The sequence below is a fragment of the Motilimonas sp. 1_MG-2023 genome, assembly GCF_030547455.1.
Lineage (GTDB): Bacteria > Pseudomonadota > Gammaproteobacteria > Enterobacterales > CBDFNC01 > Motilimonas.
In genome coordinates this window covers 14,447-41,345 of the sequence record NZ_JAUOPX010000023.1, presented here as the reverse complement: position 1 = coordinate 41,345, position 26,899 = coordinate 14,447, and the positions used below count along the sequence as shown (strand labels likewise).

Here is a 26,899-nt window from a genome sequence, read left to right as displayed (position 1 = left end):
ATGGCACCTCTGTGAGGTTTGTCATTATATTTATTTGATGTAATGGAGTACCACAAAACTGAAGTGGGTATTTTAGACTTGCCCAATTTTGCTTATTGAGGTGGTACTGAGTCTTGTATCATGTGTATTGATATACACAAAAGAATTTTGTTGAATAAGAAGTCGTTTATTATCTGGTGCTTGGCAATTTTTTTATCTAGTGTTTCATATCCTTTTGCAAGGGCATTTTTGGTTGAGCTTTTTCCGACTGTTTATGAAATTGTGCTATCAATGATCTATTTTGATGTGATTCTATTATCTTTAGATCGTTTTAGGCCAAGATACAAAATTGAGTATGTTCTTTGAAAATCCTAGGGCCAAGTAAACTTGCCTTGGTCCAAGCCGCCGTGTTGCCATTTTCATCGGTTTTTAAGTTGGCAAATGCAAAACTGCCAAAGGCTTTTTCTCTGCTTACCACAATGGCGAGAGCTCCGTAATTTACAAAACAGCCTTCCGCTAGCTTATGAAGATTGGCAATATTAAGAGCGCATGTTGTTTATTTAAGTGGCTTGTTGTTGGTGTTTCGGAGCAGGGAACAATGTGCTTAGCAACGACACAGAATTAAGCAGGAATAGTCAAAGAATTGATGAGATAAAATAATGGTATTTCTTGGCATTAGAGCTATCGAAAAATAACGATTAGACTATAATTAAATTATGAATGAAGTAAGATGTTGAATTTTAGAATAATTTAGGTTGGGTGGTAACCCTAAAGCCACATCCCAGCACTTGAGTCATCCGCTGCGGTTGCTACCTTCCGGTCCTGGCCGAGTTCACGGAGTATCAATGCGAGAGGACCCTAGGGTCACCATTGATTCATTGCTTTCGCAACGGTGTGGATTATTACCTAACGGACTGGTCATTTCAATCTTTAATCTATCATTTTTGTTTGAATGCTGATTTTTAAAGCAATTTGATTTTTTGTTGCGCACTCGGTGTTTAGAGTTGCTGTTTTTTTGCCCATTAGAATATGAGTTTTGTTTAACATTAGCTGAAGAACAAAAACTTAATGGCCACCAGCGATAAGATAGCTGCAAACAAGCGCTTCATTAGCAGTGGAGGCAGTTGGTGGGCTAGTTTTGCGCCTAATTTAGCAAATAGGGCACTGGTTAAAATAATGCCTAGCCATGCAGGAAGGTAAATATAGCCAAGGCTGTATTCAGGTAATTGCGCGCTATCCCAACCTGAGTAAATATACCCTAAGGTCCCTGAAATGGCGATGGGCAGGCCGAGGGCTGAGGAGGTCGCCACGGCATTGGGCATGGCAACGCTACAATAAGATAAAAAAGGCACAGAAAGTGAGCCACCACCAATACCAAATAGAGACGATATGCTACCTATCACCGTGCCTGCAACACTTTGTCCCCATTTATTAGGCAGCTTACGCGCGGCGCTGGGTTTGAGGTTAAGTGCCATTTGCAATGCTACGCATAATGAAAATACGCCAATGAGTTTTTGTAATGCAGGGCCTGAAATATAATCAGCGGCAAATGCGCCGAGCCAAGTGCCAATAATGATGCCTATGCTCATTTGCTTAACCACTGGCCAAGAAATAGCTCTGCGTTTGTGATGAGCTAAGACAGAGCTACTTGAAGTGATGATGATGGTAGCAAGGGAAGTTCCTACGGCTAAATGTACCAAGACATCGGCTGGGAAGTTGAGCAGTCCAAAAGAAAAAATCAGCACAGGGACGATAATCACACCACCGCCAAGGCCAAATAAGCCAGCGATTAGCCCTGCACAGGCCCCCAAAATTAAGTATATTATAATGCTCATATTTGCCTGCTAATCTGGAAATTTGATTTATTTTGCAGCAGGTTACCATTGGGCGTTTGAGAACAACAGTGTTTATCTAGGCTGTTTTTGAGCTGTTGAGTGAATAAACAAAAAACTCAGCTTGGCGCGTTAAAGTCAAACCGAGTTTGTCATTATCCTGTCAGATGGCAATGTTGTTATAGGTTGATGGTGCCCGTTGCAATCATGTAACAGGCCGTTATGGCCATAAAAATAAGTAAAGCAGCAAAGGTTTTTTCTTTGTGGCTAGTTAAGAAGCTTTCATCGGCTTCTTTTTTGGCTTTGCGATATACCCAAATGCCTGGTGCATATAATAATGCGCAAAGTAGTAGTGCGTCTAAACCAGCGGCATAAACTAGCCAACAGCTGTAGAGAGTAGCGATAATGGCAATGATTAAGCTGCTCATTTTGTGTTCACGCTTTTGTTGGCTAATAACCAATTTAACGGCGTAGGCGGCAGCTAATAAGTAAGGTAGCAGTACCGCTGACGTGGCGATGTAAACCAACGCTAAGTAAGTGCTTTCTTGTACCAGTGTCATGATCAAGAAAAACTGTACTAATAACGTGGATGCCCATAATGAAAACGAGGCTGAGCCATTTTTGTTTTCACGACGAAAACAACGAGGAAATAACCCCGATTTAGCGGCAACAAATGGCGCTTCAGCCGATACCACAGTCCAACTTAGTAATGCACCTGATACCGAAATAACCAAGCCTGCACTAACAAATTTAGCCCCACATGGGCCTAAGATATGCGCTAAAATTTGCCCCATAGATGGGTTATGTAAAGCGGCTATTTCTGGTTGTGTCATAACACCAAAGGTAAACAGCGTTACCATGATATATAAGGTGAGGGCGCAGATCAGCGCAATGATCGTCGCTTTGCCAACGTCACTGCGGTTTTTGGCGCGACCAGAAACGATCACCGCGCCTTCAATACCAATAAATACCCATAAGGTCACCATCATTGAGGCTTTAACTTGATCCATAACGCTACCGAGCTCAGGTGTGGCAGTTCCCCAAAAATCGAAGCTAAATTTTTCATACTGAAAGGCTAAGATCACTGCCACTATAAATACGATAATTGGCAGTAATTTAGCTATCGTGGCCACGATGTTGACAGCTGCCGCCACTTGCACGCCCCGCAGTACCAAAAAGTGCATGGTCCAGACTAAAATAGAGGCGCCAATAATAGCGGCAACGGTATTTCCTTCACCGAACAGTACCCAATCAGTGGTGTCGGTGAAAATACTTAATGCACCGAAAAACACTACGGCATAAGACACATTGGCCAATAAGTTACAGATCCAATAACCCCAAGCGGAGTTAAAACCCATAAAATCGCCAAACCCTGCCTTGGCATAGTCAAAAATGCCACCTTGAAGCTCAGGTTTCACTTTGGCTAAAAAATGAAACACCAGAACCAAGGCTGACATGCCTACGCCGGTGATCAACCAAGCGATACTAACCGCACCCGCAGAAGCGCCGGCCGCAATGTTTTGTGGCAAGCTGAAAATACCAGCCCCAATCATAGTGCTAATGACTAAAGCGACTAATGATGCAATGCCTAGTTGTTTTTGCAAAGGAAACCTCGATTAGTGAATAATTTTATATAATTAATATTATTGAGCTCACCATTCTGCCATATATTAAATTAACAAATATAAGTAGGGTTGGTTAGCAGGTCGGGCACAATAAATGTAATGTGTTGAGAATTCAACTAGCAAGGTGTGTAAAACACAAAAATGAATAAAAATTCTCTTTTAATGTTGGTTTATGTCAAAAAATATTAGCCTAATAAGCTATTCATCATCTGAATTAACGATGACTTCTAGTCGGTTTGTTAGTTCATTTGCGTGTAAATGAATATGAATAGGATGGCCACATTGACGGCAATCTTCGTAAAAATCTTGATCCCCATTACTGGCGTCGAGAGATACGTCAGTGTGATTACCACAAATAGGGCAAGTAATTGATGCTTCATAAAAGTTGATCATGCTACACCTCTTTTATGTGTTGACTACAGTAACATTATTCGTTTAACCAACATTTCAGTTTTGAATTGATGGTCGCTGCCATCTTGATTACACAAGGTTAATAGATAGTATAACTGATAGATCAGTTCGCGGTCGGTGTAGTCATGGGCCAGTGGCCACACATGTTCATAACCTTGATAAAAAGACTCGGGAAATACATTAAATAAACGGCTTCGTGCAATTTCAGCTTCGCGATCACCCCAATAGCTTGCTGTACCAAACACAACGGGCTCATCAAGATGGAAGCCAATGTTACCTAGCCATAAGTTGCCATGAAGTAGGCTAGGGGTCGGTTTATGATGGATTAATACCTGGTGGGATTGGTCAACAATTGAGTCGATATTTCCAAATGCCATGCCATTTTCTAAGGCTAGCTCTAGTTGCCAGCCAATGCGCTGTTCTGAAAAAAAGGTAGACCAACGTTTGGCCCATCGATTCGGTTGTACCAAGGCGCTGATGTAGTTATCTGTGTCCCAACCGAACATTTTTTGCTCACCGTATTGATGCATACGTGCTATTTGTTCGCCAGTAGCATACCAGCTTTGATCCTTTGCATAGGAAAAGTTAAAGTATTCAAGTACCAAGTAGCTAAACGCTCTGGTAGTGCCATAACAAATTACTTTTGGACATTGGATTGTTTGGCTTTGGCTGATTTTACTTAAGTTATCGGTCTGGCAAGCAAAAAGTTCGAGTTTATCGAGCTCATCAATTTTGACAAAAAACTGTTCATGAGCACTGCTTAATCGATAAGTATGGGATATGTTCCCATTTAATAGTGGCTTTTTCTCTATGGGTTGGAATTCTTGGTTGAGCGCGCTGCTGATGTTTTTACAGATGTCTGACCACATAGGAAGTATCCTTGTAGTTAAATAAAACAAGCGTTTAGTCAAAATCAAGTATAGTAGACTATCTGCTAGATAGGATGTTTGTTATTGGCTTTTTTGTTGTTTGTTTTTTGCTAGCGTGACAATCACGTTATAAAAGGTTGAATGTATCACCAGTGTTGTCTTGTTAAAAATAGGAATATTATGATTGCTGCATTAAAAAGTTTTTTTGCTGATTTACAGATAGAAGAAAAACCAGATCGAATTGAGATTGAGCTAGCGGTGGCGGTGCTTCTGACAGAAGTTGGACAAGCTGATAGTCAGATGTCAACGGCAGAACAAGACAAGATTGAGCACATGTTGGTGAAGGCTTTTGGTTTAAGTGATGAAGAGGCAAAAGCCTTGTTACTTAAAGCGCAACAACAGCAAGACAAGTCAGTTTCAATGCAAACGTTTACGTCGGTGCTAAAAGAGCAACTCAGTTACGAGCAGCGAGTTCGTTTCGTTAAAGGTATGTGGTTAGTAGCTTATGCTGACAATCAGCTAGACCCCTATGAAGATTACATCATTCGCAAAATTGCGGATTTACTCTATCTAAAACACAGTGATTTTATTCAAACTAAACTCAGCGCTGAATCACAGAGCAAGTAGCATTAAGGCTCAGCCAAACCTATTTATTTGGCTGAGGACTTTTCCTGAGTATCTATTATTATCCCCAGGCGCGAGTAGGCCCAGTGTCAATATGAATGAAATCGCGGTAGCGACCGACACCACCAGAGCGTAAAGACATCGCTGCTTGGTGAACATCTTTCATTGGCACACCTTCAATAAAAAAGTCGATTGCTTGACCTGTCATGTGAAAGCTTTTTTTGGCGACCTTGCTTGATTTGCTACGTAGCATTTTATTAGTAGCAGGTGAGCGATAACCACTGATAATTTTAATTGGCGCATCTTCAACCTTAAGTTTAAGGCGGATTGCGTTTAGCTTGTCGTACAACCTTGCGTCCATCATAGTGGCTTGATCTTGTCTAAAGTCACGGCAGATATGATTTAGCTCCAGTAATCCTTTGCGTACGTATTGTGAGCCATTGAAGTATTCGCAACTAGCAGACTCGCCAGTATGAACACTTGAAAGGGTCAAAATGCGATTACTTGGTACAACGGTTTTAGTTGCATGAGCAAGGTTAGGTAATAGGGTTGAAGCTGCTGTCAGCCCGCCTAATGCTAAAAATTGTCTACGATTTATCGAAGCCATAAATACTACTCAACTGTTATGGAATGGGTAAAACGTGGAAAGCAATTATGTTGCCATTCGTGTGCAACAAACTTTATTGTAGGATGATATCCGTATTAGAAAAGTATGAGCCGTTCCAAGCCCAGTCACCATAACGGTAGTACAAAAAAGGGTCAAACCTATGTTTGACCCTTTAGCGTGTTTTGTGAGAGATGCACCGTCAAATTATTATAATTTTGCCAGCGGTTTTGCACTATTACGAACAGTCTGGCGAATGTTTGTGTCAATAACTGGTTGATCAAAATCATAAATATCATTTCTGAAATTTAATTTGCCCTTATCATCGACCCACGCTGTTTGGTAGATGGTGTGTACCGGCAATTTTAAGCGTAATGAAATCGCTTTGGTTTTAATTTCGCCTTCATTTTTTTGCAGGTACTCAAAATCTTTTGGATTCTTCTTCGATAATGTAAGCAATTTTTCTGCAAACTTACTTGCGTGCTCAACCCTGACACAGCCGGAGCTAAGAGAACGATTTTCTCTATTAAATAGCGATTTCCCTGGTGTGTCGTGCAAATAGATCGCCATGTCATTAGGGGTGTTGAACTTATAACGACCTAATGCATTGCTGTTACCTGGCGGTTGACGCATACGGTAAGGAAAACGTTTTGGGTTAATTGTCTGCCAGTCTATTTCCTCAGGAGCAATCACTGGAGCATTCGCTCTCCAACTTTGGATCACTTGGTAGCCTTTGCTCGGTAAGTAACTTTCATCACGCTTGGCCTTTGGGATAATATCTTCTTGCATTATCTTTACCGGGATATTCCAGCCTGGATTAAACACAATGGAGTCGAGTCGAGTGATAAATATCGGCGTTTGACGAGAAGGGCGGCCAACAATTACACGCGTTTCAAACACCCGTTGTTCGTCAACCCATACATCCATTTCAAACGCAGGTACGTTTACTACCACTATGCCTTTTTTGTCTTCAGGCCATAATGATAAACGTAACATGTTAAGGGCTAATAATTGCTGACGCTTTTCGATAGAAGCATTGAGCCATGCTAATGTTTTGGGGCCGATAATTCCGTCTGCATATAAGCCATGACGGCGTTGAAACACTCGGATATGCTCTTGCAGTTCAGCAGACAAATAAGTGAGATGTAAATCTTTTAGCTGTTGTGCCTGTTCGGCTGAAATATCACCGAGTAGGGCAAGAATATCAATCACTTGCTCAGCACTCTGTAGAGGGTCATTGTCTCTAACCACTCGCACTGGCTCGTTTACAACTGGCCAGCTTACGCCTGCTAAGGTATTAAAATGCTCTTTAACTGCCGCCATTTGTTGGTATTGGCTAAAGTGAGACTGCTGCTCTTCGATAAAAGTTGATAATTGATTTAGCTTTAGAGCCTGATAAAGGGCATAGGCTTGAGTTCGCTCTCCTATCAATACAACCTTTTGCTTTTTCTTTGAGTTTGGCTGAAAGAACCAATCTACACCGACTTGTTGCATTGATTCTTTGTAGCGATAAACATAAAGCAAGGCATTAGCAAATAGCTGACGGTTTTCAGCGCTGGATAACGAAAAATTGACCTGTTGTAGTTGCTGCCAGTTATTGGTGAGTTGTTCATCAACACGAGACTCACCAGCCATCGTAATCTGTTGCTTGGCTGCTTCAAAATGACGGCTGTCTAGCCAAGTGTCATAATGCATCAACCGTTGGTAGTTCTCTCCTTGCAAGGAGACATTTGATACATCGGTTTGTACTTGCCATTCACTAGGAAAACTGTGCTGCGGGCTAGCACTTACCACAGGGGTCAGTAGTATCGACGCAAACGCGGCTAAGAAAGGTTTCACTGTATAACTCCAAAATATTCAAAGTTGGCTATAAGCCAAGAGGCTGGAGAGCTGAAAATATTATTATGTTTGTGCGGTTTTATAGCGTATTAGTAAACGCATTATTTTTATATTGCACAAGGTAGAAAGTAAGAGGCTGTTTGTCAATTATTAATAAAGATTAATCTTGATATAACGAAAAAACGCACCCGAAGGTGCGCTTTGAAATACGATTTAGGCGAAATTATGCCACTGGCATTTCAGCGAGTGCGGCACATACCATGTCACCGAATTTTTCGGTGCTGATTAATGTAGCTTCGCTGTCTTTTGACAGGTCAGGCGTTGAAAAGCCAGCGCCAAATACACTTTGCATTGCTGCCCACAGGTTTTTCGCTTCTTGCTCCATGCCAAAGCTCATTTCTAGCATTAATGCTACTGAGCCGATCATAGAGTAAGGGTTGGCAATGCCTTTACCTGCGATGTCAGGTGCGCTGCCGTGAGAAGGCTCGTAGTAAGATTTCTCTGGGCCCTTACATGCTGAAGGCATTAGACCTAGAGAGCCAAGAATACCGCCACCTTGGTCACTTAGAATGTCACCAAACATGTTTTCCATTACCATCACGTCAAATTGTGCTGGGTTTAAACATAGGTAGGTAGCTGCCGCATCGACTAAGATGTTTTTCACTTCAACGTCAGGGAAGTCTACAGCTACTTCATCGACAATCTCGTTCCAAAGCACAGATGATTTAAGTACGTTTGATTTATGAATATTGTGCAGTACTTTCTTACGTTTTTGCGCAACTTCAAAACCAACTACAATGATTTGACGGATTTGGTCTTCATCGTATTCAAGCACTTCACGGACATAACGCTTGCCGTCTTCGTTAACACCAACTTCTTTATGACCAAAGTAAAGACCACCCACTAGCTCGCGGATGATCATAATGTCGATACCTTCGCCAATCACTTCTTGCTTAAGAGGAGAGAAGTGAGATAGGGCTTTTGGTAAATAAACTGGACGGAAGTTCGCGTATGTGTTGTAACGACGACGCAGAGGTAATAACGCACCGCGCTCTGGCTGCTCGTCTACTGGGATCTTTTTCGACTCTTCATGGCTTAAGCCAATGGTGCCTTTTAAGATAGCATCAGCTTCATCACAAGCTTTAATTGTTTCTTCAGGGAATGATTTGCCGGTGGCAAAATAGGCTGCTGCACCAAATAGCACATCGTTAAGTTCAAAAGATACATCTTTGTTACGTTGTTCAACTAACTTTAGTACCTTTACCGCTTCCTTCATTACTTCTGGACCGATACCGTCACCTGCAAGTAATGCAATTTTATAGTTTTTCATTATTTTCCTTAGCTAGCGCTACTTCCTAATTTCTGCGCAGAATAATAAGGAAAAGGGGGCCTTAATGCAATCCGAGTGTGGTGCAATGTTAATAGTTATGCACAATGAGTAAGTAACTTTTCAAAAGTGATCATCGCCTACGTCATAATTTGTCATTATTGCACCCAGATTTGCCTCAGTTTAGCCGTCAAATAACCCTTTTTTATTGTTGTAATGTTTTCTATAGGCAGTTCAATGAAGGAAGGGAACAATGAAATATCAACTAGGAAAAACAATACTCAACAGCGTGCTCATTACTTTACTATTACTATTTCTAACGAATTTACTGCAACCGTTAAAGGCTGCCACTTGGTCGGAGCGAGACGTTGCTGAGAGTTTGGAAGGGCAGTTAACTGAAGCGCTTTCTCATTCTGGTTGGGCGATGGCAAGTACAGTCGGAGCATCATTATTGGATAATTCTAAAGCGCACCTCGAAACTTCGGGGGCAAACAATGACCCAGATGCGGTTCTCAACATATTTAAAGCAGGTTTAGCGCTACCTGAGTCGGAAAAGAATCTTCATTTAATGGCTATTTTTACCTTAATTTTGTTGTTGAGCGGCGCGAGTCTGTTTATGCGACAGCAGTGTCAAAAAATGCAACTGTTAAAGGATGAGTAGCGACTTTAGCGCGTTATGGATCAGCAAATGGTACGTTTTATCCGCTTAAGTAACACTGAGGTTATTTACTCGGGCCTGTATAAAGACAACAATGTAGTTTTGTATTTTACTGTTTGGAGAAAAAATGAACTTCAGCCAATACTTAACCATGGATATTAATATGTTACTGAGCATTGTTAATATGAAGTTGCGTGATGAAGGGGAGCAGTTAGACGATTTTTGCCAGCGCTATGAATTGGATAAAACGCAGCTTGAGCTGCGTTTGAATAATCATGGCTGGTTCTATCAACCCAGTCGTAATCAGTTCTCTCAAACAGATCAAAGAACTTGATCTAGCCATTGGCTAAACTGGCCGGCGGGCAGAGCGCCTGCTAATTGCTGTACCACTTTGCCATCCTTAAACACCATTAAGCTTGGAATACTGCGAATACGGTATTGACTACCTAATTGTGTTTCTACTTCAGTATTTACTTTGGCAAAAATAGCACGGTTTTTATAGCCATTGGCCGTTTGTGAAAATACCGGGGCAAACTGTTGGCAGGGACCACACCAGCTTGCCCAAAAATCAACCACAATTGGGACACCACTATTAATAAGGTGCGTAAAATTATCGCTGGTCGCCTCGACTGGCATACCTGCGAATAAATTTGCTTTACATTTACCACATTGTGGTTGCTGCGCTAGCTTGTTGGTTGCGATACGGTTTTTAATACTGCAGTGGGGGCAGCGAATAATACAAGTGTCCATGATATTTCCAGTTTGTATGTTGATTGCGTATGAATGCTAATTTAATACATGCGTAAGCGTAGGTAAAACCCCCTGTTTTACATCAAAAAGTTGAGACTGATCCAATTTTTCCTAATGTAATTAGTGCCGCTTAGGTATTTTGATTTATGATGAAATGGCAATAAAGGAACTTATTGTAACAACTTCAGGATGAATACGATGAATATGAAACTATCGACCATCGCCTCTTTGGTGATTGGCGCTTGCGTTAGTTCGCAAGCGATGGCGGCTGAGCCAATTCAGTGGCAAGCCGGAAAAACACAAGTCAGTAACGGTGATTTAGTTATTTATAATAACAGCTGTTACGTTGCTAAAAATAATCCCGGCACTTGGGAAACCCCAACTGCCACTTCTTGGTTTTGGTCAGCGACAAGCTGTGGCACTTCTCCCACTGTTGAGCCAACAGTTGCCCCTACTGTTACTCCAACTGTAGAGCCTTCTGTTCCACCAACAACTGAGCCTACTATTGAGCCATCTCTACCACCGGTCGATATGATTGTTTGGGTACCAGGCAAAACCAGTGTGAGCAACGGCGACCAAGTCAGTTACAACAACCGCTGCTTTGAAGCGAAAAATAATCCAGGTCCTTGGGAAACGCCTGCGGCTGGCGGCAACTGGTTCTGGAATGAAATTAGTTGTGGTGGCACTGTGCCTACCCAGGAGCCGACTCAAGAGCCGAGCCAAGAACCAACGCAAGAGCCGACCTTACCTCCGACTCAAGAGCCTACCCAGGAGCCAACATTAGAACCAACACAAGAGCCAACACCACCGCCATCTTCTGGCGTTTGTGATGAGCCTACTTATGTTGCTGGTACGCCTTATGCGGCTGGCGATGTTGTTCAAAATAATGAAAAAGGCTACGAGTGTCTCATTGGTGGTTGGTGTTCATCTGACCAAGGCTTCTATTATGAGCCTGGTGTGGGCAGTGCATGGCAAGATGCTTGGGCAGAAGTTAAAGCCTGTCCAGCAGTGGTTACAGACGTTACCTTTACCGCGCCCGTTAAAGGCAGCGCACATTTACAAGGCAGTTTGATAGATGTAGCCGTTAACGCTAAATCAACCGATGCTAACCGCACCATTACCAGTGTTGAGTTTTTTGCTAACAACGTCTCTATTGGCACAGACACTAACGCACCGTTTACCGTGTCTTATAAAGCAATGGACTTAGGTGATGTAGCCCTTAAAGCCGTGGCTACTGACAGTAAAAACCTAGTTGGTGTGGCATTAAGTAACATCAAAGTAAGCGATAAACCTGTTGTAGTTGAAATTACTGCACCAAGTAAAGGTAAAGTAAACACAGGTAAAGCGGTTGCAATCGAAGTATCAGCTGAGTCAATTCCTGCTGCTATTTCTAAAGTTGATTTCTATCAAGATGGCGCGATGGTTGGCAGCGATACTAGCTACCCATACAGCTATAACATGACATTCACGACAGACGGTGATCACTTAGTTAAAGTAGTCGCTACCGACAGTAAAGGGAATGCTGCAGAAGATACTAAAACCGTTAAAGCGACGAGTATTCCTCCATTAGCTGATCGCGCAGTGATTGGTTACTGGCATAACTTTGAAAATGGCAGTGGCTTCCCGCTACTACCTGAAGTGTCGCCTGAATGGGATATTATCAATGTTTCTTTTGCTGAGCCGAAACGTGGCAGCGAATCAGACATGATTTTAGAAATTCAGACCAAGTTAGGTCACAGTGAAGCGCAAATGAAATCAGACATCGAGTTTGTTCAAGCGCGTGGCCAGAAAGTGTTGATTTCTATTGGCGGTGCCAATGCTCATGTGAAATTGAAAACAGATGCTGAACGCGAAGAGTTCACTGCCAGTATGATAGCGATGATTGAAAACTACGGCTTCGACGGTCTGGACATTGACCTTGAAGGTGGTTCAACGTTAGCTCTGAACAGCGATGATAAGGATTTCCGTAATCCAACCACGCCAACCACAGTGAACATGATCCGCGCGGTTAAAGACATTATTGCTCACTTTAACGGTGATTTAATCTTGTCTATGGCGCCGGAAACGCTCTACGTGCAAAGTGGTTACCGTGCTTACGGCCCATTAGAAGGTGCTTACTTGCCGATTATCCACGCACTACGTGATGAGTTAACAGTTATCCATGTACAGCTGTACAACACGGGTAGCATTAACGCTCTAGATGGACAAGCATACGGTCAAGGTACACCTGACTTCATCGTGGCGATGACTGAAATGATGTTAACTGGCTTTAAAGTCGGCGATCACTTCTTCCCAGGCCTACGCCCTGATCAGGTGGCCATTGGTCTTCCGTCAATTCCAGCGGCAGCACCATCTGGCGGCTTTGTCAGTGTATCAGATACCCAAAAAGCAATGGATTACTTGATTTCAGGTAAGAGCTTTGGTGGTAAATATGTACTGCAAAACCCAGAAGGTTACAATAATCTACGTGGTGTAATGACTTGGTCAATTAACTGGGATCGTACCCAAGGTAGTAAATTTGTTAACGGTCACGCTAGCTACTTTGACAGTTTGCCACCAGTGACTAAATAGCACTTAGCTAATAAAATGAATGAGCCCTAGCAATGTTAGGGCTTTTTTTTATCTAAAAATTTCAATATGATAGGTGTAATTACTAATAATAAACAAGTCTTTGGTACTGTTATGACACCCGCCGTACGATTACTTAAAAAACAAAACATCCCCTACGAAATTCATGAATACCAGCATGACAAAGCCAATCATGACTTTGGTAAAGAAGCTGCTGAAAAGCTAGGCTTAGATCAAAACCTAGTCTTTAAAACTTTATTGGCCTGTGACGCAACAGATAAAAATAAACTGGTGGTCGCGATTGTTCCCGTGGCAGGTTTACTTGATTTAAAAGCATTAGCTAAAGCCGCCAAAATAAAAAAAATGGTGATGGCTGAACCGATGCATGCCGAGCGAGTAACGGGTTATATTGTTGGCGGCATTAGCCCCATTGCCCAGAAGAAACGCCTACCTACTTTTTTAGACAGCTCTGCGGCCGGTTTAGAAACTTTGTATATCAGTGGCGGGAAACGCGGGCTTGATCTTGCCTTAAGTTGCGAAGGTTTAATGAAAGCAACAGGGGCTACGCTTGCTGATATTAGAGAAGAAAAGGGAAGAAGTTAACCAATTAAGCAACAAGCTTACAAGGCTTAGCTATGGCATGTCACCAGCCATAAAAAACCGGCCAATCGGCCGGTTTTAATATATTCAGTTGCAGCAAAAGAGCCTATAGAGCGATAAACAAACCTGCTAATGCCGCGCTCATTAAGTTAGCTAATGAAGCCGCGATGATTGCTTTAACGCCTAATTTAGCAATGTCATGACGACGTGTAGGTGCCATGGTACCTAAACCACCCAGTAGAATAGCCACTGATGACAGGTTAGCAAAACCACATAATGCGAAAGTAACGATAACTTGTGTGTTCATTGAAAGCGTTTCACGCATACCCACAAAGTCAATGTAAGCAACAAACTCGTTAAGTACTAGCTTTTGCCCGATGAAGCTACCAGCAGTAACCGCTTCAGCCCATGGCACACCAATAAGCCAAGCAACAGGTGCAAAAACATAACCTAAAATTAATTGAATTGTGAAGTTGTCATGGCCAAATACACCACCAACGTAGCCGACAAAACTATTCATTAGCGCAATAAGACCAATGAAAGCTAACAGCATTGCACCAACATTAAGAGCAAGTTGTAAGCCTGACGATGCACCTGATGCCGCAGCGTCAATCACGTTAGCTGGCTTATCTTCTTGCTCAGCCATCGCGTCATCCATGTTATCGATAACTTGTTGCGTTTCTGGCTTCATCATTTTAGCCATTAACAAACCGCCAGGGGCGGCCATGAAAGAAGCGGCAATTAGATACTTAAGCTCAACACCTAGACCTGCATAGCCTGCCAATACAGAGCCAGCAACACTCGCTAAACCACCTACCATAATAGCGAATAGCTCAGATTGGGTCATTTTAGGAATGAATGGGCGCACAACTAATGGCGCTTCAGTTTGGCCAACAAAGATGTTTGCAGTTGCAGACATGGCTTCAGGACGACTAATGCGAAGTACTTTATGTAAACCACCACCGATTAGTTTGATGATCCATTGCATTACGCCAAGGTAGTAAAGTACCGCAATTAGTGAAGAGAAAAAGATAATAATAGGCAGCACGCGGAAAGCGAAGACAAAGCCGCCGCCACCGAATACTTCAAACATCTTATTGCTGACGAGACCGCCGAATAAGAAGTTGATACCGGCTTGGGCACTATCAATAACAGCTTGAACGCCACCTGAGATGCTTTCTAATACATCTTTACCAAATGGGACGTATAGTACAAAAGCACCTAAGCCAGCTTGAATGGCAAATGCCCCCAAAATGGTTCTAAAGTTAATTGCTTTTTTATTATCGCTTAAGAGATATGCAATTAAGAGCAATGCACCTATCCCTATTAAACTCATTAATGCTGCCATGGTAGTTCCTTTTATTATCTAGTTAATCATTGTGCTGTCGGTGACGGCTGGCTTACGCCTAATCTTGGTTAATCAGTTTTAGCAGGTTTATTCACTGAGTTTTTTCATTAATCTCGATGGATAATCCTGTCGTTGGGCATAGCACCACTTTGAGCGCTTGCCTGTAAATCACCCGTGCAATATGCCTGAAATACAAGCCTCGATTTTCACCATGCCTCACATTTTTAGGGTAGATATTACTCAAATTTTAAGATGCTTACCGTTTGTGTTGTTGGACATGATCAAGGGGATATTGTTTTAAGCGTTATTGCGTCTTTTAAGCCAGATACGCTGAATAATCACCACGGATAAAAGTTAGCTTGTCATTAATAGTAGGTATTGATGCTGAGGTAGCCAGTAAAGGGCGAATTTAAGGCAAAAAAAAGCCAGTCAATGGACAGACTGGCAAAACGGGAAGTAACACAAAAAACGGGTATAACAAATAATGGGGAAAAGGATAAATCGGCAAATTGGATTAAAGTAGGTTCACACCATAATCCATCTTTGTCAGACCAAAATAACTTGCTAAGGTTTGGCCAATGTCGGCAAAAGTCTCACTCTTTCCTAACTCGCCAGGCTTCACATTCTTACCGTAGATCAGTACAGGGATATGCTCACGGGTATGATCTGTACCAGGCCAAGTAGGATCGCAACCATGATCAGCCGTGATAATTAAAATATCGTCAGGCAGCATGGCATCGAGTACTTCAGGTAATCGTTGGTCTAAATACTCAAGAGCTTGCGCATAACCCGCTACGTCTCGTCGGTGTCCATAAGCAGAGTCGAAATCAACTAAATTAGTAAACACAATACTATTAGCGGGCGCGGTGCTCATTTCAGCTAAAGTGGCATCTAACAGCGGGCCAATGCCAGTTGCTTTGGTCTTTTTGGTGATGCCACAGTGCGCATAAATATCTGCTATTTTACCAACGGAAATCACGTCACCTTGGATCTCATTAACTAGCTTGTCCAGCACAGTAGGTGCAGGGGGCTCAAGAGAGTAATCACGGCGGTTACCCGTGCGCGCAAATTCGCCTTTTGCTGGGCCGATAAATGGACGAGCGATAACACGACCAATGTTATAAGGCTCAAGCTCTTCACGAACGATTAAGCAAAGTTCAAGTAAACGATCTAGGCCAAAGGTTTCTTCATGGCAGGCTATTTGGAACACCGAGTCGGCCGAAGTGTAAAAAATAGGCTTACCGGTTGCCATATGCTCTTCGCCAAATTGATCTAACACGTGTGTGCCCGACGCGTGACAATTAGCGAGGTAACCTGGTAAGTTGGCGCGCTCGACAATCTTGTCTAATAGTTCAACTGGAAAACTGTTTTCTTTTTCATGGAAATAGCCCCAATCAAACAATACTGGTACTCCGGCTATTTCCCAATGGCCAGAAGGAGTGTCTTTACCGGTGGAAAGCTCTGCGGCATAACCGTATGCACCAATAATCTCAGGGCTGCTTGAGCAACCAGCGGGAAGTTGGCCGGTTGAGCCTAATGCGGCTAAACCTAGACCTAGGCGCTCTAAGTTTGGCAGTTGTATTGAACCACTGCGGTGTTCGTTATCGCAATGGCCTGCCGCACATTGCTGAGCAATATGGCCAAAGGTATCGCTCCCTTGGTCACCAAACTTTACTGCATCATCTGCAGCGCCAATGCCAAAAGAATCAGCAACTAATATTATGGCTCTTTTCATTTTTATTACCTCAGTAAGTGCGGCTAGGGTAGTTAGTGACGAGCTTGAAGACGCTCGCGGATAACTACTTCCAATTTTTCTTGGTCAGCGGCAAATAAACGAATGCCTTCTGCCAGTTTCTCAACGGCCATTGGATCTTGGTTGTGCTGCCAATAAAAATCGGCTTCTGTTAACGGCGTTGGTTTTGGCTCTACTGGCACATCTGCAGATAGCTTTTCGCTGACGGTTTCATTGCTTTGCTCTAATTGCGCCAGTAAACCTGGGCCAATAGTCAACTTATCACAGCCGGCTAGCGCAATGATTTGTCCCACATTTCTAAAACTGGCTCCCATCACTACCGTGCTGTAGCCATATTGCTTGTAGAATTGGTAAATTTTAGTAACAGACGCTACGCCTGGATCATTGTCAGCGGTGTATTCAACACCGTTCTGCTTTTTATACCAATCGTAAATACGGCCAACAAAAGGAGACACTAAATAGACATTAGCTTGGGCGCAAGCTTGGGCTTGAGCAAATGAAAAAAGCAAGGTCAGGTTACAACGAATACCCTCTAGCTCTAGTTGCTCAGCCGCTTTAATACCTTGCCAAGTAGATGCCAATTTAATTAACACGCGGCTTTTATCAATGCCTTTACTTTCATAAAGGGCAATCAGTTGTTTTGCTTTAGCAATGCTGCCTTGGGTGTCATAAGACAAACGCGCATCAACTTCTGTTGAAATTAAGCCTGGCACTTGTTTCACAATTTCAGCGCCAATGCTAACGGCTAAAAAGTCGCTAGCGGCATTGACTTGATCGGTTTCTGAGCCGCCTTGTGCGATTGCAAAGTCAATCGCTTGGCTGAAAACGGCCTCATATTCCGGTAACTTGGAAGCGCCTAAAATTAAAGATGGGTTTGTGGTCGCGTCTTCTGGCTTAAATTGTACGATGGCATTAATGTCGCCTGTGTCTGCTACCACCGAAGTGAAACGGCTTAATTGTTCTAATTGATTTGACATATTACTTCCTATTAAAGCTCGATAGCTGTAGCAAGCGCGACTTGCATCATATCGTTAAACGACGTTTGTCTTAGCTCAGCTGATAATGATTCATGACGACGAATATGATCTGACACGGTTAAAATACACAGTGCGTTGGCACCTAATTCAGCGGCGACACCGTAAAGGGCTGCGGCTTCCATTTCTACTCCAAGAATGCCGTATTTTTCCATAACATCAAACATTTCTGGCTGTGGTGTGTAGAATAAGTCGGCTGAGAAAACATTGCCAACACGCACTTTAACGTCTTGAGCGCGGGCATTGTTAACTGCTTTTTCTAGCATGTTGTAGTCAGCAATAGCGGCAAAGTCGTGATCTTTAAAGCGCATACGGTTGATTTTTGAATCTGTGCTTGCGCCCATGGCAACAATTACGTCCATTAACTTCACTTCTTCACTGATCGCGCCGCAGCTGCCGATACGAATGATGTTTTTAACACCATATTCGCTAATTAACTCGTGGGTATAGATAGAGCAAGATGGAATGCCCATGCCGTGACCCATCACTGAAATGCGCTTACCTTTGTATTCACCGGTAAAGCCCAGCATATTACGCACGTCAGTTACTTGCGTTACGTTCTCTAGATAAGTTTCAGCAATGAACTTGGCACGAAGCGGATCGCCAGGCATTAAAATAGTTTCTGCGAAATCACCTGGGTTTGCGTTAATGTGTGGAGTTGCCATGGTAAAAATTCCTTTACTAATAACTTATGAAAAAAAACGTTCTATGATCATTGCGTAAGCTTTGCCGCCGAGATAAACACCGACGATACCCATTACACCACTCAAAACAGGCGGCGCTGGAATAGGTAGCTTCAAGGCGCTAAAAACAACACCTACGACAAACCCTGCCAATATTGCTATCACTATTTCGTTCATGCCTTACCTGTTCTGTTGTGTTTAATTGATGTAATCAGTCTAGGCGTCATGCTAACTATCAAACGAGATCTAAATCACACTAAACATCCAAATATATTATTTAAATCTCAATATTAACCCTTTGAGTTGTTATTCGTGAAAATTAGGACTAGGTTTTTAGCATTAAAGAGCGACACTTCGTTCGCTATTTTGTTGAGGGGTGAATGGTGTTTCGTACCACTTTTAATTGTTGTAAAAGTTATCCGTGTCATAACTTAGGCGTTGAAAATAGCTCTGAATATCAAATGGAAAGTAATCATTTAGGCTATCCTGCCATTCACTGTCGTGCGTGTGGTAGTTACCCTCCACTGGTCGATGATGTCAGTGTTGCACTGTTGCTAGAAGAGAAAATTAATATTCATTTTGGCCAACCCTTAACCGGTTGTACCCACTGTGAGAATGTTTTTTTTATTGCGTACTGTACAAACAAGCCAGCAGAAAACAGTGCGAAACGATATGGCCACACCAGTGCCGGTCAGCAGCGTCTCAAGTGTGGAAATTGCCAAAATGTTTACAGCCTTAAATCAATTAAGCAAGTAGATAAGTTAGAGCGGTTGCTACACCTGATTGCTGACAATAAATCGACCTCTGAAATCATCGAACAGTTAGCCTGTGCGCCTAAAATTTACTACCAGTTACTGGCTAAACTAGCTGACATTTTACGATCTTATGCAAGGCTGAATGAGCAAATTTTATTGCGAAGTAACTTTCTTGCCTTGCATACAGAAAGTGATTTATTGCGCTACGCTGGTGACAAAACATTGTGGTGTTTAGCGACGACAGAAGCACAATCAGGTTATTGTTTGTTATACAACCATAACCTGTTATTGACCACACCTGCCAATACCGTCTACGAAGGCAAGGCCAGTAGTATTTTACCTGAGCCTAAAGTGCCTTCCATTTTAGCCGCCTTAACGACTCGCTATCAAAGCACCATGAGAAGGCCACATTTTGAGTCCCTGCACTACGGAATTAATTCGCCTTTGCGTGGTGCTCATTACGTTAAACCCAGTACTTTATCGTATGCTCATTTTCAGTTATTGCGCTTGTATTGTCAGCCGGCCAAGCACTTCCATCACTACATCGAGCATGAAAGTGCCATACGCGGCGCAGCATTAATGGCCAGTAGTGAGGAAATTAAAGCCGAGCAAGCGGAAGTTTTTTTCGTCTATCGTCACTTTACTGGCGGTAAAGAATTGCCAAGTAATGGCAATAATATTGGGTGGTGGAGTGACCGTTGGTACGGAACCCATTATGGTGCCTATTGCCCGATTACTTATCGCAATAAATATCCGGTGCCATTTTCATTATTCGATGCTAACGGGCCAAAGAAAGTACATCAATGGATCCAAGATCATCAAGCAGCTAGCTTAAAAAGTGCAAAGTCTCTGGATGCAATGATCGAGATCCAACGTAATATTTATAATTTTTGCCACTTGTTGAAAAGTGGTGATACGCCGGCAATGCGGCTGGGATTTACTAAGCAAGTGCTGAATTTATCTGATTTGCTCAGCAGAGCCATTACTGCAGTACAAGGTGGACAGGTCTAAATCAGGGGATTCACTGTTAACTGTTTATTAAACAAACAATTAAAATAAAATATAACAATAAATTGGTGTTTTATATTTTATTCATTAATAAACACGTGTGGTTAATACTGTAAAAACTGATAGGAAAAAGCATTAAAAGTGTGATTTTGCGCTGCTTTATTTGATTGACTGTCTTTAAAATCGGCCACCAGATTAACGCAATGGTTAACACCTAAACATTGCAATCTAATTACCGTGAGCAAAAAGACAGGGATATTAAAATGAAAAAAATTGCCATTGCAGCAGCTATCACTTTGGGCCTAAGTGCACCTGCTAGCGCAGAATACTTATACGGTTTTGGTAACGTAAGCGTTAACGCACTTGATTGGTCTAACGGCAGTGAAGAGCGTGCGGCACACCACAAAGACTTCGTTTACCTTGAGCTAGAGGGTGGCGCAGGCTTCTCTTGGGGTGAACTATACGGTTTCTTCGATGTTGAAAACGTACAAGAAGATTCAAGTGACCTACGTACTGCTTACAAAGGTACTGCAGCTTACAAGCTTGGCGAATCAGGCTTTCGCGCTTATGCTCAGCACTATGCGACAGACTCAAGTGGCTTCTCTTCGAGTAACACAGTGCTAGGTGGTCAATACCGTTTTGAAGGTGAAGGCTGGTTTGTAGCGCCATTCATTGGTAGCCACTACACCATTACTAACCCATCTTGGACCTCTGGTTTCTCTGGCTTCAACGGTGGCATGGCCGGTTGGACTGCGGTTTACAACTTTACTGCATTTGATCAAAACTTCTGGGTATCTAACTGGCACGAGATGGAATTTAGCCGTAAAGATGCATACATTGCTTCTTCTGGTGAAGAAAAGGGCACATCAATGAACGGTGCACTTGGCTTCTGGTGGAATGCAACAGACAACATCACTGCAGGTATTCAATACCGTTACGCTGATAAAAAGCTAGGCAGTACTGACAACCTAAACGCCGTGATCTACTCTATGCGTTACAACTTCTAATTAATGCTTGCCATTAATTAATGAAAGTCAGGCTTAGGCCTGACTTTTTTATAATCCACGATAACCCTAATCTGGACTGCAAAAAATGATTAATAAGCAATACCCACTCGTTGATTTACACCGTCACTTAGACGGTAATGTGCGTGTTAACACCATTTGGGAGCTGGCACAACAACACAATATTAAGTTACCTGCTGACTCACTAGCAACGCTCGCTCCTTATGTTCAAATTCAAGGAAAAGAAAGTAGCCTAGTGGCTTTTTTAGCTAAACTGGATTGGATGGTGGGAGTGCTTGCCGATTTAGACGCAGTGAAACGTATTGCTTATGAAAACGTTGCCGATGCGGCTATTTCAGGGCTGGATTATACCGAATTACGTTTTAGCCCATATTACATGGCAATGGCTCATAAGTTACCACTACAAGGTGTGGTTGAAGCTGTGGTTGATGGTGTTCAAGCAGGTTTAAAAGATCACGCTATCAAAGTGAATTTAATAGGTATTATGTCGCGTACCTTTGGTCAACAAGCGTGTTTAGACGAATTAAACGCTTTATTGGCGTGTAAACAGCATTTAGTAGCGATGGATTTAGCCGGTGATGAGCTTGGCTTCCCAGGTGAATTATTTAATGAACACTTTGCTAAAGTGCGTGCAAGTGATTTAGCCATCACTGTACACGCGGGTGAAGCAGCTGGCAGCGAAAGTATTTGGCAGGCCATTAACGAGCTTGGCGCGACGCGAATTGGCCATGGCGTTAAAGCAATACATGATGAAAAATTACTCGCGTTTATGGCGGCCAATAGTATCGGTATTGAGTCTTGTCCAACCAGCAATATTCACACCTCAACGGTGGCAGATTATAAAACGCATCCGATTAAAACTTTCCTTAACGCTGGTGTGCCCGTGAGCCTTAACACCGATGATCCAGGTGTCAGTAACATTGATATCGCTCACGAGTATCAGATTGCCGCTAGCGAGATAGGCTTAAGCCAAAGTGAAATATTTACGTTGCAAAAGAATGGCTTAGCAATGGCATTTTTATCTGATAGTGAAAAACAAGCGCTGATCAGCCTTAAGCAGGGCTAAGTTTTCGTTTTACACTCTTGCCTAAGCCGCTATGACAGCGGCTTTTTTTGGCCATTTTTGTTTGATACTTTATTAGACGGCCTCACTTAGTTCACTGATCCATTGCTCGGGATCCGAAATAATCAATTCGTAAACTTGTCCACTTGACAAGGTAATGCGTATCGCGTCTGTTGTGATAGGTAATATGCCACCGCCTTTACCTAAACACTTGGTCACTGAGGTGATTTCATTGCGCTTAAATTGGTAGGGGCCAAGTCCAAATTGCTGATTGTAAGGTTCAAAAATAACGACTGATTCTGTTAACAGCAGTTTGCCATCGGCTTTTGCTACGCCAACTTGAACGGTAGCCACTGAAGATTTAATTATGTTTGTAGACATATTGCCTCCTAAGTTGAGTATTTTACTCATTATTCATGTGGGTGCTCGATAAATTGTTTTGCCTTATCACCAATGGCTAGCCAATTTGGTTTCTCCGAAACAAACTCATGAAACTTAACTTCTAGATCAAGTTCACTGTCGATACAGTTGGCATTAATTGGGAAAGACTCCATTTTTGACAGTATCTCGCCAAGTGAGGTGCCGCAAACAGAACAAAAACAACGATCATATTGGTATGGGGGCTCAGCTTTAAACGTTGTAATTTTACTTTTACCCGCTGTGATCGTAAATGTATCTGATTTAACGAAAGCTAGAGCACTCGCGCCTACTTTGCGACAGCGGCTGCAATGGCAGATGCCCATCATGCTCGGTTTTTCGCTCATTTCGAATTCTACAGCTCCGCAGCAGCAACTTCCTTTAATCATTCTATGCCTCTTTGATATAAATATTTGATTATTAAAAATACTGTATATTCATACATAATTCAACAATGGTGGATAAATACATTACCTATCGCGCTATTGTCTTTAGCACTGTTATCGTCATGATCATCATCTCGCTTGTGGATCATTGTTTGTTTGCTCTGTATATTCTTAGCAACTAACTAATATTGACATCCAATCAAGGAGTTAACTTGTGAGCCAAGAGCCAGAGCAGCAATGGATCAAGCAATACATGAAAGAAAGCTTTAGCGAGCAGAAAAAATCGCGGCGCTGGGGCATTGTTTTCAAATTACTGACTTTTATATATTTGTTTGTCGCCTTGTTTATGTTTTTAAATATAGGTGGTTTAAAACAAGGTGCATCTGTTGACAAAGAGCACACGGCACTGGTTAAAGTGACGGGCGTGATAGCGGCTGATCAAGACGCTAACGCCAACATTATTGTGACCGGACTGCGCGCTGCATTTGAGAATGAGCACAGCAAAGCAGTTATGTTACATATCAACAGTCCCGGTGGCAGTCCGGTGCAAGCGGGTTATGTGTATGATGAAATAAAGCGTTTACGCGGCATTTACCCAAACAAGAAACTTTACGCGGTTATTTCCGAGCTTGGCGCGTCAGGTGGTTACTATATTGCTGCTGCCGCAGATGAAATTTATGCTGATAAGGCCAGTTTAGTGGGCTCGATTGGGGTTACCGCTTCAAGCTTTGGTTTTACCGACACCATGGAAAAACTGGGTGTGGAGCGCCGCCACTTTACGGCGGGGGAGCACAAGGCTTTCTTAGACCCATTTTCACCGTTGAAGCAAGAGGAAAAAGTGTTCTGGCAAGAGGTGTTAAACAAGACTCATCAGCAATTTATTAAAGTAGTTGAAGATGGGCGAGGCGATCGTTTAAAAGCCACTGAAGCGGATGGTTTGTACAGTGGCTTAATTTGGAATGGTGAACAAGCACTTGAGCTTGGCCTTATTGATGGTCTAGGCAGCCCAGGGCAAGTTGCTCGTAATGTGATTAAAGCTGAAGATATTATTAACTACACAGTGCAGCCGTCACCGATAGATGCATTTACTAAGAAATTAGGCATAGCGTTAGGGCAGGGTATCAGTAGCCAAGTGGTTAGCTCTAATATCATTATGCAATAACAATCCGCTGCTACTTAGAGAAATATGCTGTTAAGCCGTTTCCTTCTATACTTTACATAATGAAGTAGAAAGGAAGCGGCTATGATCCAAGCAAAACTGCAAGCCTTATTCGAGTTAAATCAAATTAGCTATTATATTGGTGAATTTGATCCCGCCTACACCTCCCAACACCGCGCGCAATCAGCACACATTTCAGGCTATGAACTAGCTAAAGCCGTGATCGTCAATTTGGATGCACAACTCGCGATGGTTGTCGTGCCAGCCCCCTATAAGCTGGATGTAGAAGAACTAGCACCGGAGCTAAATGCTGAGCGAATATTAATCGCCTGTGAAGAAGAATTTATGCCCTATTTTAGTCAGTGTGAGTCGGGGGCTGTCCCTCCGTTAGGGCCGCTGTTTCATTTACCGGTATATATGGCCGCAGACTTTGAATTACAACCTTGGATATATTTTAATGGTGGTAATCACCAAGAAATGATCAAAATGAAAACCGTTGATTTTATTGGTTTAGTTTCACCCGTGATGATAGAAAACGGTTTTTACCTCGCCGGTGATGAGCATGCAAAATGGCGTGAGCAATTAAGGTTTCATCGTCACTCTAGTTTGCTACATTAATAATGCATACTTTATGTTCTCAAAAAATTTAACTATCACTAAGTGATAAAAATGGCTTGCTCAGTTCAGGCTCTGTTCAGTGTTAGGAGGATAATATACATGAAACGATGAGGAGGCCACTTATGTATATTTCAAACACGACTACCCACACGAATATGCAACCTATGATAATGAAAAACGCATTATCTCATTCTGCCTCAGTTGCTGAGCCTGCTCAAACCTCGGTGAGCCCATATTCCGATACCGTTAATATTTCAGATGCGGCAAAGCAGCTGATGTTACAAGAGCAGCAAGGTAAACCCGTGCATCCTGTTGCGCCATTACCTGAAGGGTCAAAACCAAGCGATTTTAAAGACGATTATATTGCGCTGAAAAAAACTCAATATAAATATAACGCTGCATCGGATGCAATTAATTTAGCAACGGGTAACGGAGCAGGGCTATCGGCATCTTCAGCGTATTATTTGTCTACTCACGATGATGCCAGAGCCGAGACAATGGGCGTCTACGCAGCACAATCTCAAGCACAATTAGCCGAGTCTTTTATGGCGCAGAGCCATGAATCAGATGAACAAGAAACCAATAATAGTGTAGAGCCTTATCTTGTTTCATATGATGAAGCGCTAATGGCCGCGAGTGTGAGTTTATTGGCTGCGCAAAAACAACGCCGTGAAGTAACTGAAAATATGGCAAAAACCGCCGCTTAATCCAGTGCTCACCTAGCTAAGGTTAGGTGCTTTCATAATAGGCGGCGAACTTCATCAGTCACCGCCTATTGCTATCGTTTTTATTGAGCCGAAACGGAATTCACCGACAGCATACGTTTGAAGTCTTCATAGCCAAATTGGTTAAGTAGCTCAACTTCACCATTGCTGCGTTGGCAGTAAATCGCTGGCATTTTAATGCCGTTAAACCAGTTTAATTTTACCATGGTATAACCGCCGCTATCTGCGATGGTTAGGCGTTGGCCTATTTCAAGTGGCTCCGCAAACTTTGCTTCACAAAATTGATCGCCGGCAAGGCAAGAGCAAGAGCCGATCACATAAGCGTGCTCACCGTCTTCAGTAGCCTCTGCGACACTTGCTGGCTCATTATAGATTAAGGTGTCTAAGCGATGCGCTTCAGTCGCACTGTCCACAATGGCAGTTAGCTTTTTGTTTTCTACTATATCCACTACGGTCACGACTAAGTCAGTGGTTTTCGTGACGACGGCTTCACCTGGCTCAAGATAAAGTTGCACGCCGTGTAGTTCACTAAATTCTTTTAGCTTTGCGGCGAGTGCTTCAAGATCATAACCGGGGTAGGTAAAGAACACGCCACCGCCTAAACTAACCCATTCAAGTTTGGCCAATAAATCAGAAAAGTTTTCAGTGATATGGTCAAGTAGGGCGCTAAATGAAGATACCGACTTGTTTTCACAGTTCATGTGAAACATCACACCTGAAATTTTCTCCGCGATGTTAGCTTCTAGAATCGACTTTCTCACTCCTAAACGGCAAAACGGACGAGCAGGATCGGCTAAGTCTTGTCCCGCTGCGCTGCGCTGTGGATTTAGTCGCAATCCCACTTTACATGAATCCGGCACAAGATGCGCAAAACGGTTAAGTTGTGATTGTGAGTTAAAAATGATTTTGTCGCTTTTGTTGGCAACATCAAGCACATCTTGCTCACTGTAGCCGACACTGTAGGCATGGGTTTCTTTACCGAAGGTTTCATGGCCTAGCATCACTTCATAAGGGCCACTACTGGTGGTACCGTCTAGATAAGGTTCAATAATGTTGAACACCCCCCAGGTTGAAAAACATTTTAATGCTAATACCAGTTTAACGCCGCTTAGCTCTTTTAGTTTTTTACATTTTTCAAGGTTGTCGATTAACTTGTCTTCATGGATCATGAAGTAGGGAGTTGCTAATTCAGTCATATTATTTCTCTTAAAATCTGCGAAAAAAAAGCCCCCAGTTGGG

The 26,899-nt window shown here is 42.7% G+C and carries 27 protein-coding genes and 1 other RNA gene; 11 read left to right on the top strand and 17 right to left on the bottom strand.

Features of this window, described 5'->3' with window-relative positions; translation table 11 throughout:
- Window positions 1-744: 744 nt before the first annotated feature.
- The 5 genes from ffs to Q4519_RS13015 all read right to left on the bottom strand — a co-directional run bounded on the left by ffs (window position 745) and on the right by Q4519_RS13015 (window position 4,716).
- Window positions 745-841, bottom strand: an RNA gene (ffs, locus tag Q4519_RS13035) — signal recognition particle sRNA small type.
- Window positions 842-1,025: 184 nt separating this feature from the next.
- The gene (locus tag Q4519_RS13030) at window positions 1,026-1,814 is read right to left on the bottom strand and encodes a sulfite exporter TauE/SafE family protein (RefSeq protein WP_303512876.1); all 789 of its coding nucleotides are present in this window, start codon (window positions 1,812-1,814) and stop codon (window positions 1,026-1,028) included.
- A gap of 176 nt (window positions 1,815-1,990) precedes the next feature.
- Window positions 1,991-3,415 carry a basic amino acid/polyamine antiporter gene (locus Q4519_RS13025; RefSeq protein ID WP_303512875.1) on the bottom strand — a complete coding sequence of 475 codons (1,425 nt, stop codon included), beginning with the start codon at window positions 3,413-3,415 and terminating at the stop codon, window positions 1,991-1,993.
- A gap of 219 nt (window positions 3,416-3,634) precedes the next feature.
- Entirely contained in the window at window positions 3,635-3,829 is a 195-nt protein-coding gene (locus Q4519_RS13020) for a CPXCG motif-containing cysteine-rich protein (protein ID WP_303512873.1), read from the bottom strand.
- A 23-nt stretch (window positions 3,830-3,852) separates the two neighbouring features.
- The gene (locus tag Q4519_RS13015; RefSeq protein ID WP_303512871.1) at window positions 3,853-4,716 is read right to left on the bottom strand and encodes a fructosamine kinase family protein; all 864 of its coding nucleotides are present in this window, start codon (window positions 4,714-4,716) and stop codon (window positions 3,853-3,855) included.
- A 180-nt stretch (window positions 4,717-4,896) separates the two neighbouring features.
- Here Q4519_RS13015 and Q4519_RS13010 point away from each other — a divergent pair, with 180 nt between their 5' ends.
- Entirely contained in the window at window positions 4,897-5,343 is a 447-nt protein-coding gene (locus tag Q4519_RS13010) for a TerB family tellurite resistance protein (RefSeq protein ID WP_303512868.1), read from the top strand.
- 58 nt (window positions 5,344-5,401) lie between these two features.
- On the opposite strand, the gene Q4519_RS13005 is transcribed toward Q4519_RS13010, so the two are convergent.
- The 3 genes from Q4519_RS13005 to leuB form a co-directional block, all read right to left on the bottom strand.
- Complete coding sequence (locus Q4519_RS13005; RefSeq protein WP_303512865.1) at window positions 5,402-5,947, bottom strand: YcbK family protein; 546 nt, start codon at window positions 5,945-5,947, stop codon at window positions 5,402-5,404.
- A gap of 207 nt (window positions 5,948-6,154) precedes the next feature.
- A complete protein-coding gene (locus tag Q4519_RS13000; RefSeq protein ID WP_303512862.1) occupies window positions 6,155-7,783 on the bottom strand; it encodes a murein L,D-transpeptidase in 1,629 nt (542 codons plus the stop codon).
- Window positions 7,784-8,006: 223 nt separating this feature from the next.
- Complete coding sequence (leuB, locus tag Q4519_RS12995) at window positions 8,007-9,113, bottom strand: 3-isopropylmalate dehydrogenase (RefSeq protein WP_232803222.1); 1,107 nt, start codon at window positions 9,111-9,113, stop codon at window positions 8,007-8,009.
- 250 nt (window positions 9,114-9,363) lie between these two features.
- On the opposite strand from leuB, the gene Q4519_RS12990 reads away from it, so the two are divergent.
- Complete coding sequence (locus Q4519_RS12990) at window positions 9,364-9,771, top strand: hypothetical protein (protein ID WP_303512861.1); 408 nt, start codon at window positions 9,364-9,366, stop codon at window positions 9,769-9,771.
- Between the two features lie 124 nt (window positions 9,772-9,895).
- The gene (locus Q4519_RS12985; protein WP_303512860.1) at window positions 9,896-10,102 is read left to right on the top strand and encodes a DUF4250 domain-containing protein; all 207 of its coding nucleotides are present in this window, start codon (window positions 9,896-9,898) and stop codon (window positions 10,100-10,102) included.
- On the opposite strand, the gene trxC is transcribed toward Q4519_RS12985, so the two are convergent.
- Window positions 10,090-10,518 (bottom strand): thioredoxin TrxC, encoded by a 429-nt coding sequence (trxC, locus tag Q4519_RS12980; RefSeq protein WP_303512858.1) that lies wholly within the window; start codon window positions 10,516-10,518, stop codon window positions 10,090-10,092. The two genes, Q4519_RS12985 and trxC, sit on opposite strands and share 13 nt — an antisense overlap.
- Window positions 10,519-10,716: 198 nt before the next feature.
- On the opposite strand from trxC, the gene Q4519_RS12975 reads away from it, so the two are divergent.
- Together Q4519_RS12975 and ybaK are read left to right on the top strand one after the other, a co-directional pair.
- Window positions 10,717-13,089, top strand: a complete 2,373-nt coding sequence (locus Q4519_RS12975) for a glycosyl hydrolase family 18 protein (RefSeq protein ID WP_303512857.1) — start codon at window positions 10,717-10,719, stop codon at window positions 13,087-13,089.
- Between the two features lie 111 nt (window positions 13,090-13,200).
- A complete protein-coding gene (gene ybaK, locus Q4519_RS12970; protein WP_303512854.1) occupies window positions 13,201-13,689 on the top strand; it encodes a Cys-tRNA(Pro) deacylase in 489 nt (162 codons plus the stop codon).
- A 103-nt stretch (window positions 13,690-13,792) separates the two neighbouring features.
- Here ybaK and Q4519_RS12965 read toward each other — a convergent pair whose 3' ends face one another.
- The 5 genes from Q4519_RS12965 to Q4519_RS12945 all read right to left on the bottom strand — a co-directional run bounded on the left by Q4519_RS12965 (window position 13,793) and on the right by Q4519_RS12945 (window position 18,681).
- Window positions 13,793-15,034, bottom strand: coding sequence for a NupC/NupG family nucleoside CNT transporter (locus tag Q4519_RS12965; RefSeq protein ID WP_232803234.1), 1,242 nt, complete (start codon window positions 15,032-15,034; stop codon window positions 13,793-13,795).
- A gap of 514 nt (window positions 15,035-15,548) precedes the next feature.
- Window positions 15,549-16,769 (bottom strand): phosphopentomutase, encoded by a 1,221-nt coding sequence (locus tag Q4519_RS12960; RefSeq protein ID WP_232803236.1) that lies wholly within the window; start codon window positions 16,767-16,769, stop codon window positions 15,549-15,551.
- 32 nt (window positions 16,770-16,801) lie between these two features.
- Entirely contained in the window at window positions 16,802-17,764 is a 963-nt protein-coding gene (gene tal / locus Q4519_RS12955) for a transaldolase (RefSeq protein ID WP_232803238.1), read from the bottom strand.
- Window positions 17,765-17,775: 11 nt separating this feature from the next.
- Window positions 17,776-18,486 (bottom strand): purine-nucleoside phosphorylase, encoded by a 711-nt coding sequence (deoD, locus tag Q4519_RS12950; protein ID WP_232803240.1) that lies wholly within the window; start codon window positions 18,484-18,486, stop codon window positions 17,776-17,778.
- 24 nt (window positions 18,487-18,510) lie between these two features.
- Window positions 18,511-18,681 carry a XapX domain-containing protein gene (locus Q4519_RS12945; RefSeq protein WP_232803242.1) on the bottom strand — a complete coding sequence of 57 codons (171 nt, stop codon included), beginning with the start codon at window positions 18,679-18,681 and terminating at the stop codon, window positions 18,511-18,513.
- Window positions 18,682-18,887: 206 nt separating this feature from the next.
- Here Q4519_RS12945 and Q4519_RS12940 point away from each other — a divergent pair, with 206 nt between their 5' ends.
- The 3 genes from Q4519_RS12940 to add all read left to right on the top strand — a co-directional run bounded on the left by Q4519_RS12940 (window position 18,888) and on the right by add (window position 22,358).
- Window positions 18,888-20,270, top strand: a complete 1,383-nt coding sequence (locus Q4519_RS12940; RefSeq protein WP_303512850.1) for a hypothetical protein — start codon at window positions 18,888-18,890, stop codon at window positions 20,268-20,270.
- Between the two features lie 260 nt (window positions 20,271-20,530).
- Window positions 20,531-21,274: an outer membrane protein OmpK gene (locus Q4519_RS12935; RefSeq protein WP_303512848.1), complete on the top strand. Its 744-nt coding sequence runs from the start codon at window positions 20,531-20,533 to the stop codon at window positions 21,272-21,274.
- An 85-nt stretch (window positions 21,275-21,359) separates the two neighbouring features.
- Window positions 21,360-22,358: an adenosine deaminase gene (add, locus tag Q4519_RS12930; RefSeq protein WP_232803249.1), complete on the top strand. Its 999-nt coding sequence runs from the start codon at window positions 21,360-21,362 to the stop codon at window positions 22,356-22,358.
- A gap of 72 nt (window positions 22,359-22,430) precedes the next feature.
- On the opposite strand, the gene Q4519_RS12925 is transcribed toward add, so the two are convergent.
- Both Q4519_RS12925 and Q4519_RS12920 read right to left on the bottom strand, forming a co-directional pair.
- The gene (locus Q4519_RS12925; protein WP_303512840.1) at window positions 22,431-22,736 is read right to left on the bottom strand and encodes a hypothetical protein; all 306 of its coding nucleotides are present in this window, start codon (window positions 22,734-22,736) and stop codon (window positions 22,431-22,433) included.
- A gap of 29 nt (window positions 22,737-22,765) precedes the next feature.
- Entirely contained in the window at window positions 22,766-23,119 is a 354-nt protein-coding gene (locus Q4519_RS12920) for a GFA family protein (protein WP_303512837.1), read from the bottom strand.
- A gap of 253 nt (window positions 23,120-23,372) precedes the next feature.
- On the opposite strand from Q4519_RS12920, the gene sppA reads away from it, so the two are divergent.
- The 3 genes from sppA (at window position 23,373) to Q4519_RS12905 (ending at window position 25,642) form a co-directional block, all read left to right on the top strand.
- Entirely contained in the window at window positions 23,373-24,320 is a 948-nt protein-coding gene (gene sppA / locus Q4519_RS12915; RefSeq protein ID WP_303512835.1) for a signal peptide peptidase SppA, read from the top strand.
- A gap of 81 nt (window positions 24,321-24,401) precedes the next feature.
- The gene (locus tag Q4519_RS12910; protein ID WP_232803253.1) at window positions 24,402-24,935 is read left to right on the top strand and encodes an aminoacyl-tRNA deacylase; all 534 of its coding nucleotides are present in this window, start codon (window positions 24,402-24,404) and stop codon (window positions 24,933-24,935) included.
- A 122-nt stretch (window positions 24,936-25,057) separates the two neighbouring features.
- Window positions 25,058-25,642: a hypothetical protein gene (locus Q4519_RS12905; protein WP_303512833.1), complete on the top strand. Its 585-nt coding sequence runs from the start codon at window positions 25,058-25,060 to the stop codon at window positions 25,640-25,642.
- A gap of 80 nt (window positions 25,643-25,722) precedes the next feature.
- On the opposite strand, the gene nspC is transcribed toward Q4519_RS12905, so the two are convergent.
- Window positions 25,723-26,856: a carboxynorspermidine decarboxylase gene (gene nspC / locus Q4519_RS12900; RefSeq protein ID WP_232803255.1), complete on the bottom strand. Its 1,134-nt coding sequence runs from the start codon at window positions 26,854-26,856 to the stop codon at window positions 25,723-25,725.
- Window positions 26,857-26,899 lie beyond the last annotated feature (43 nt).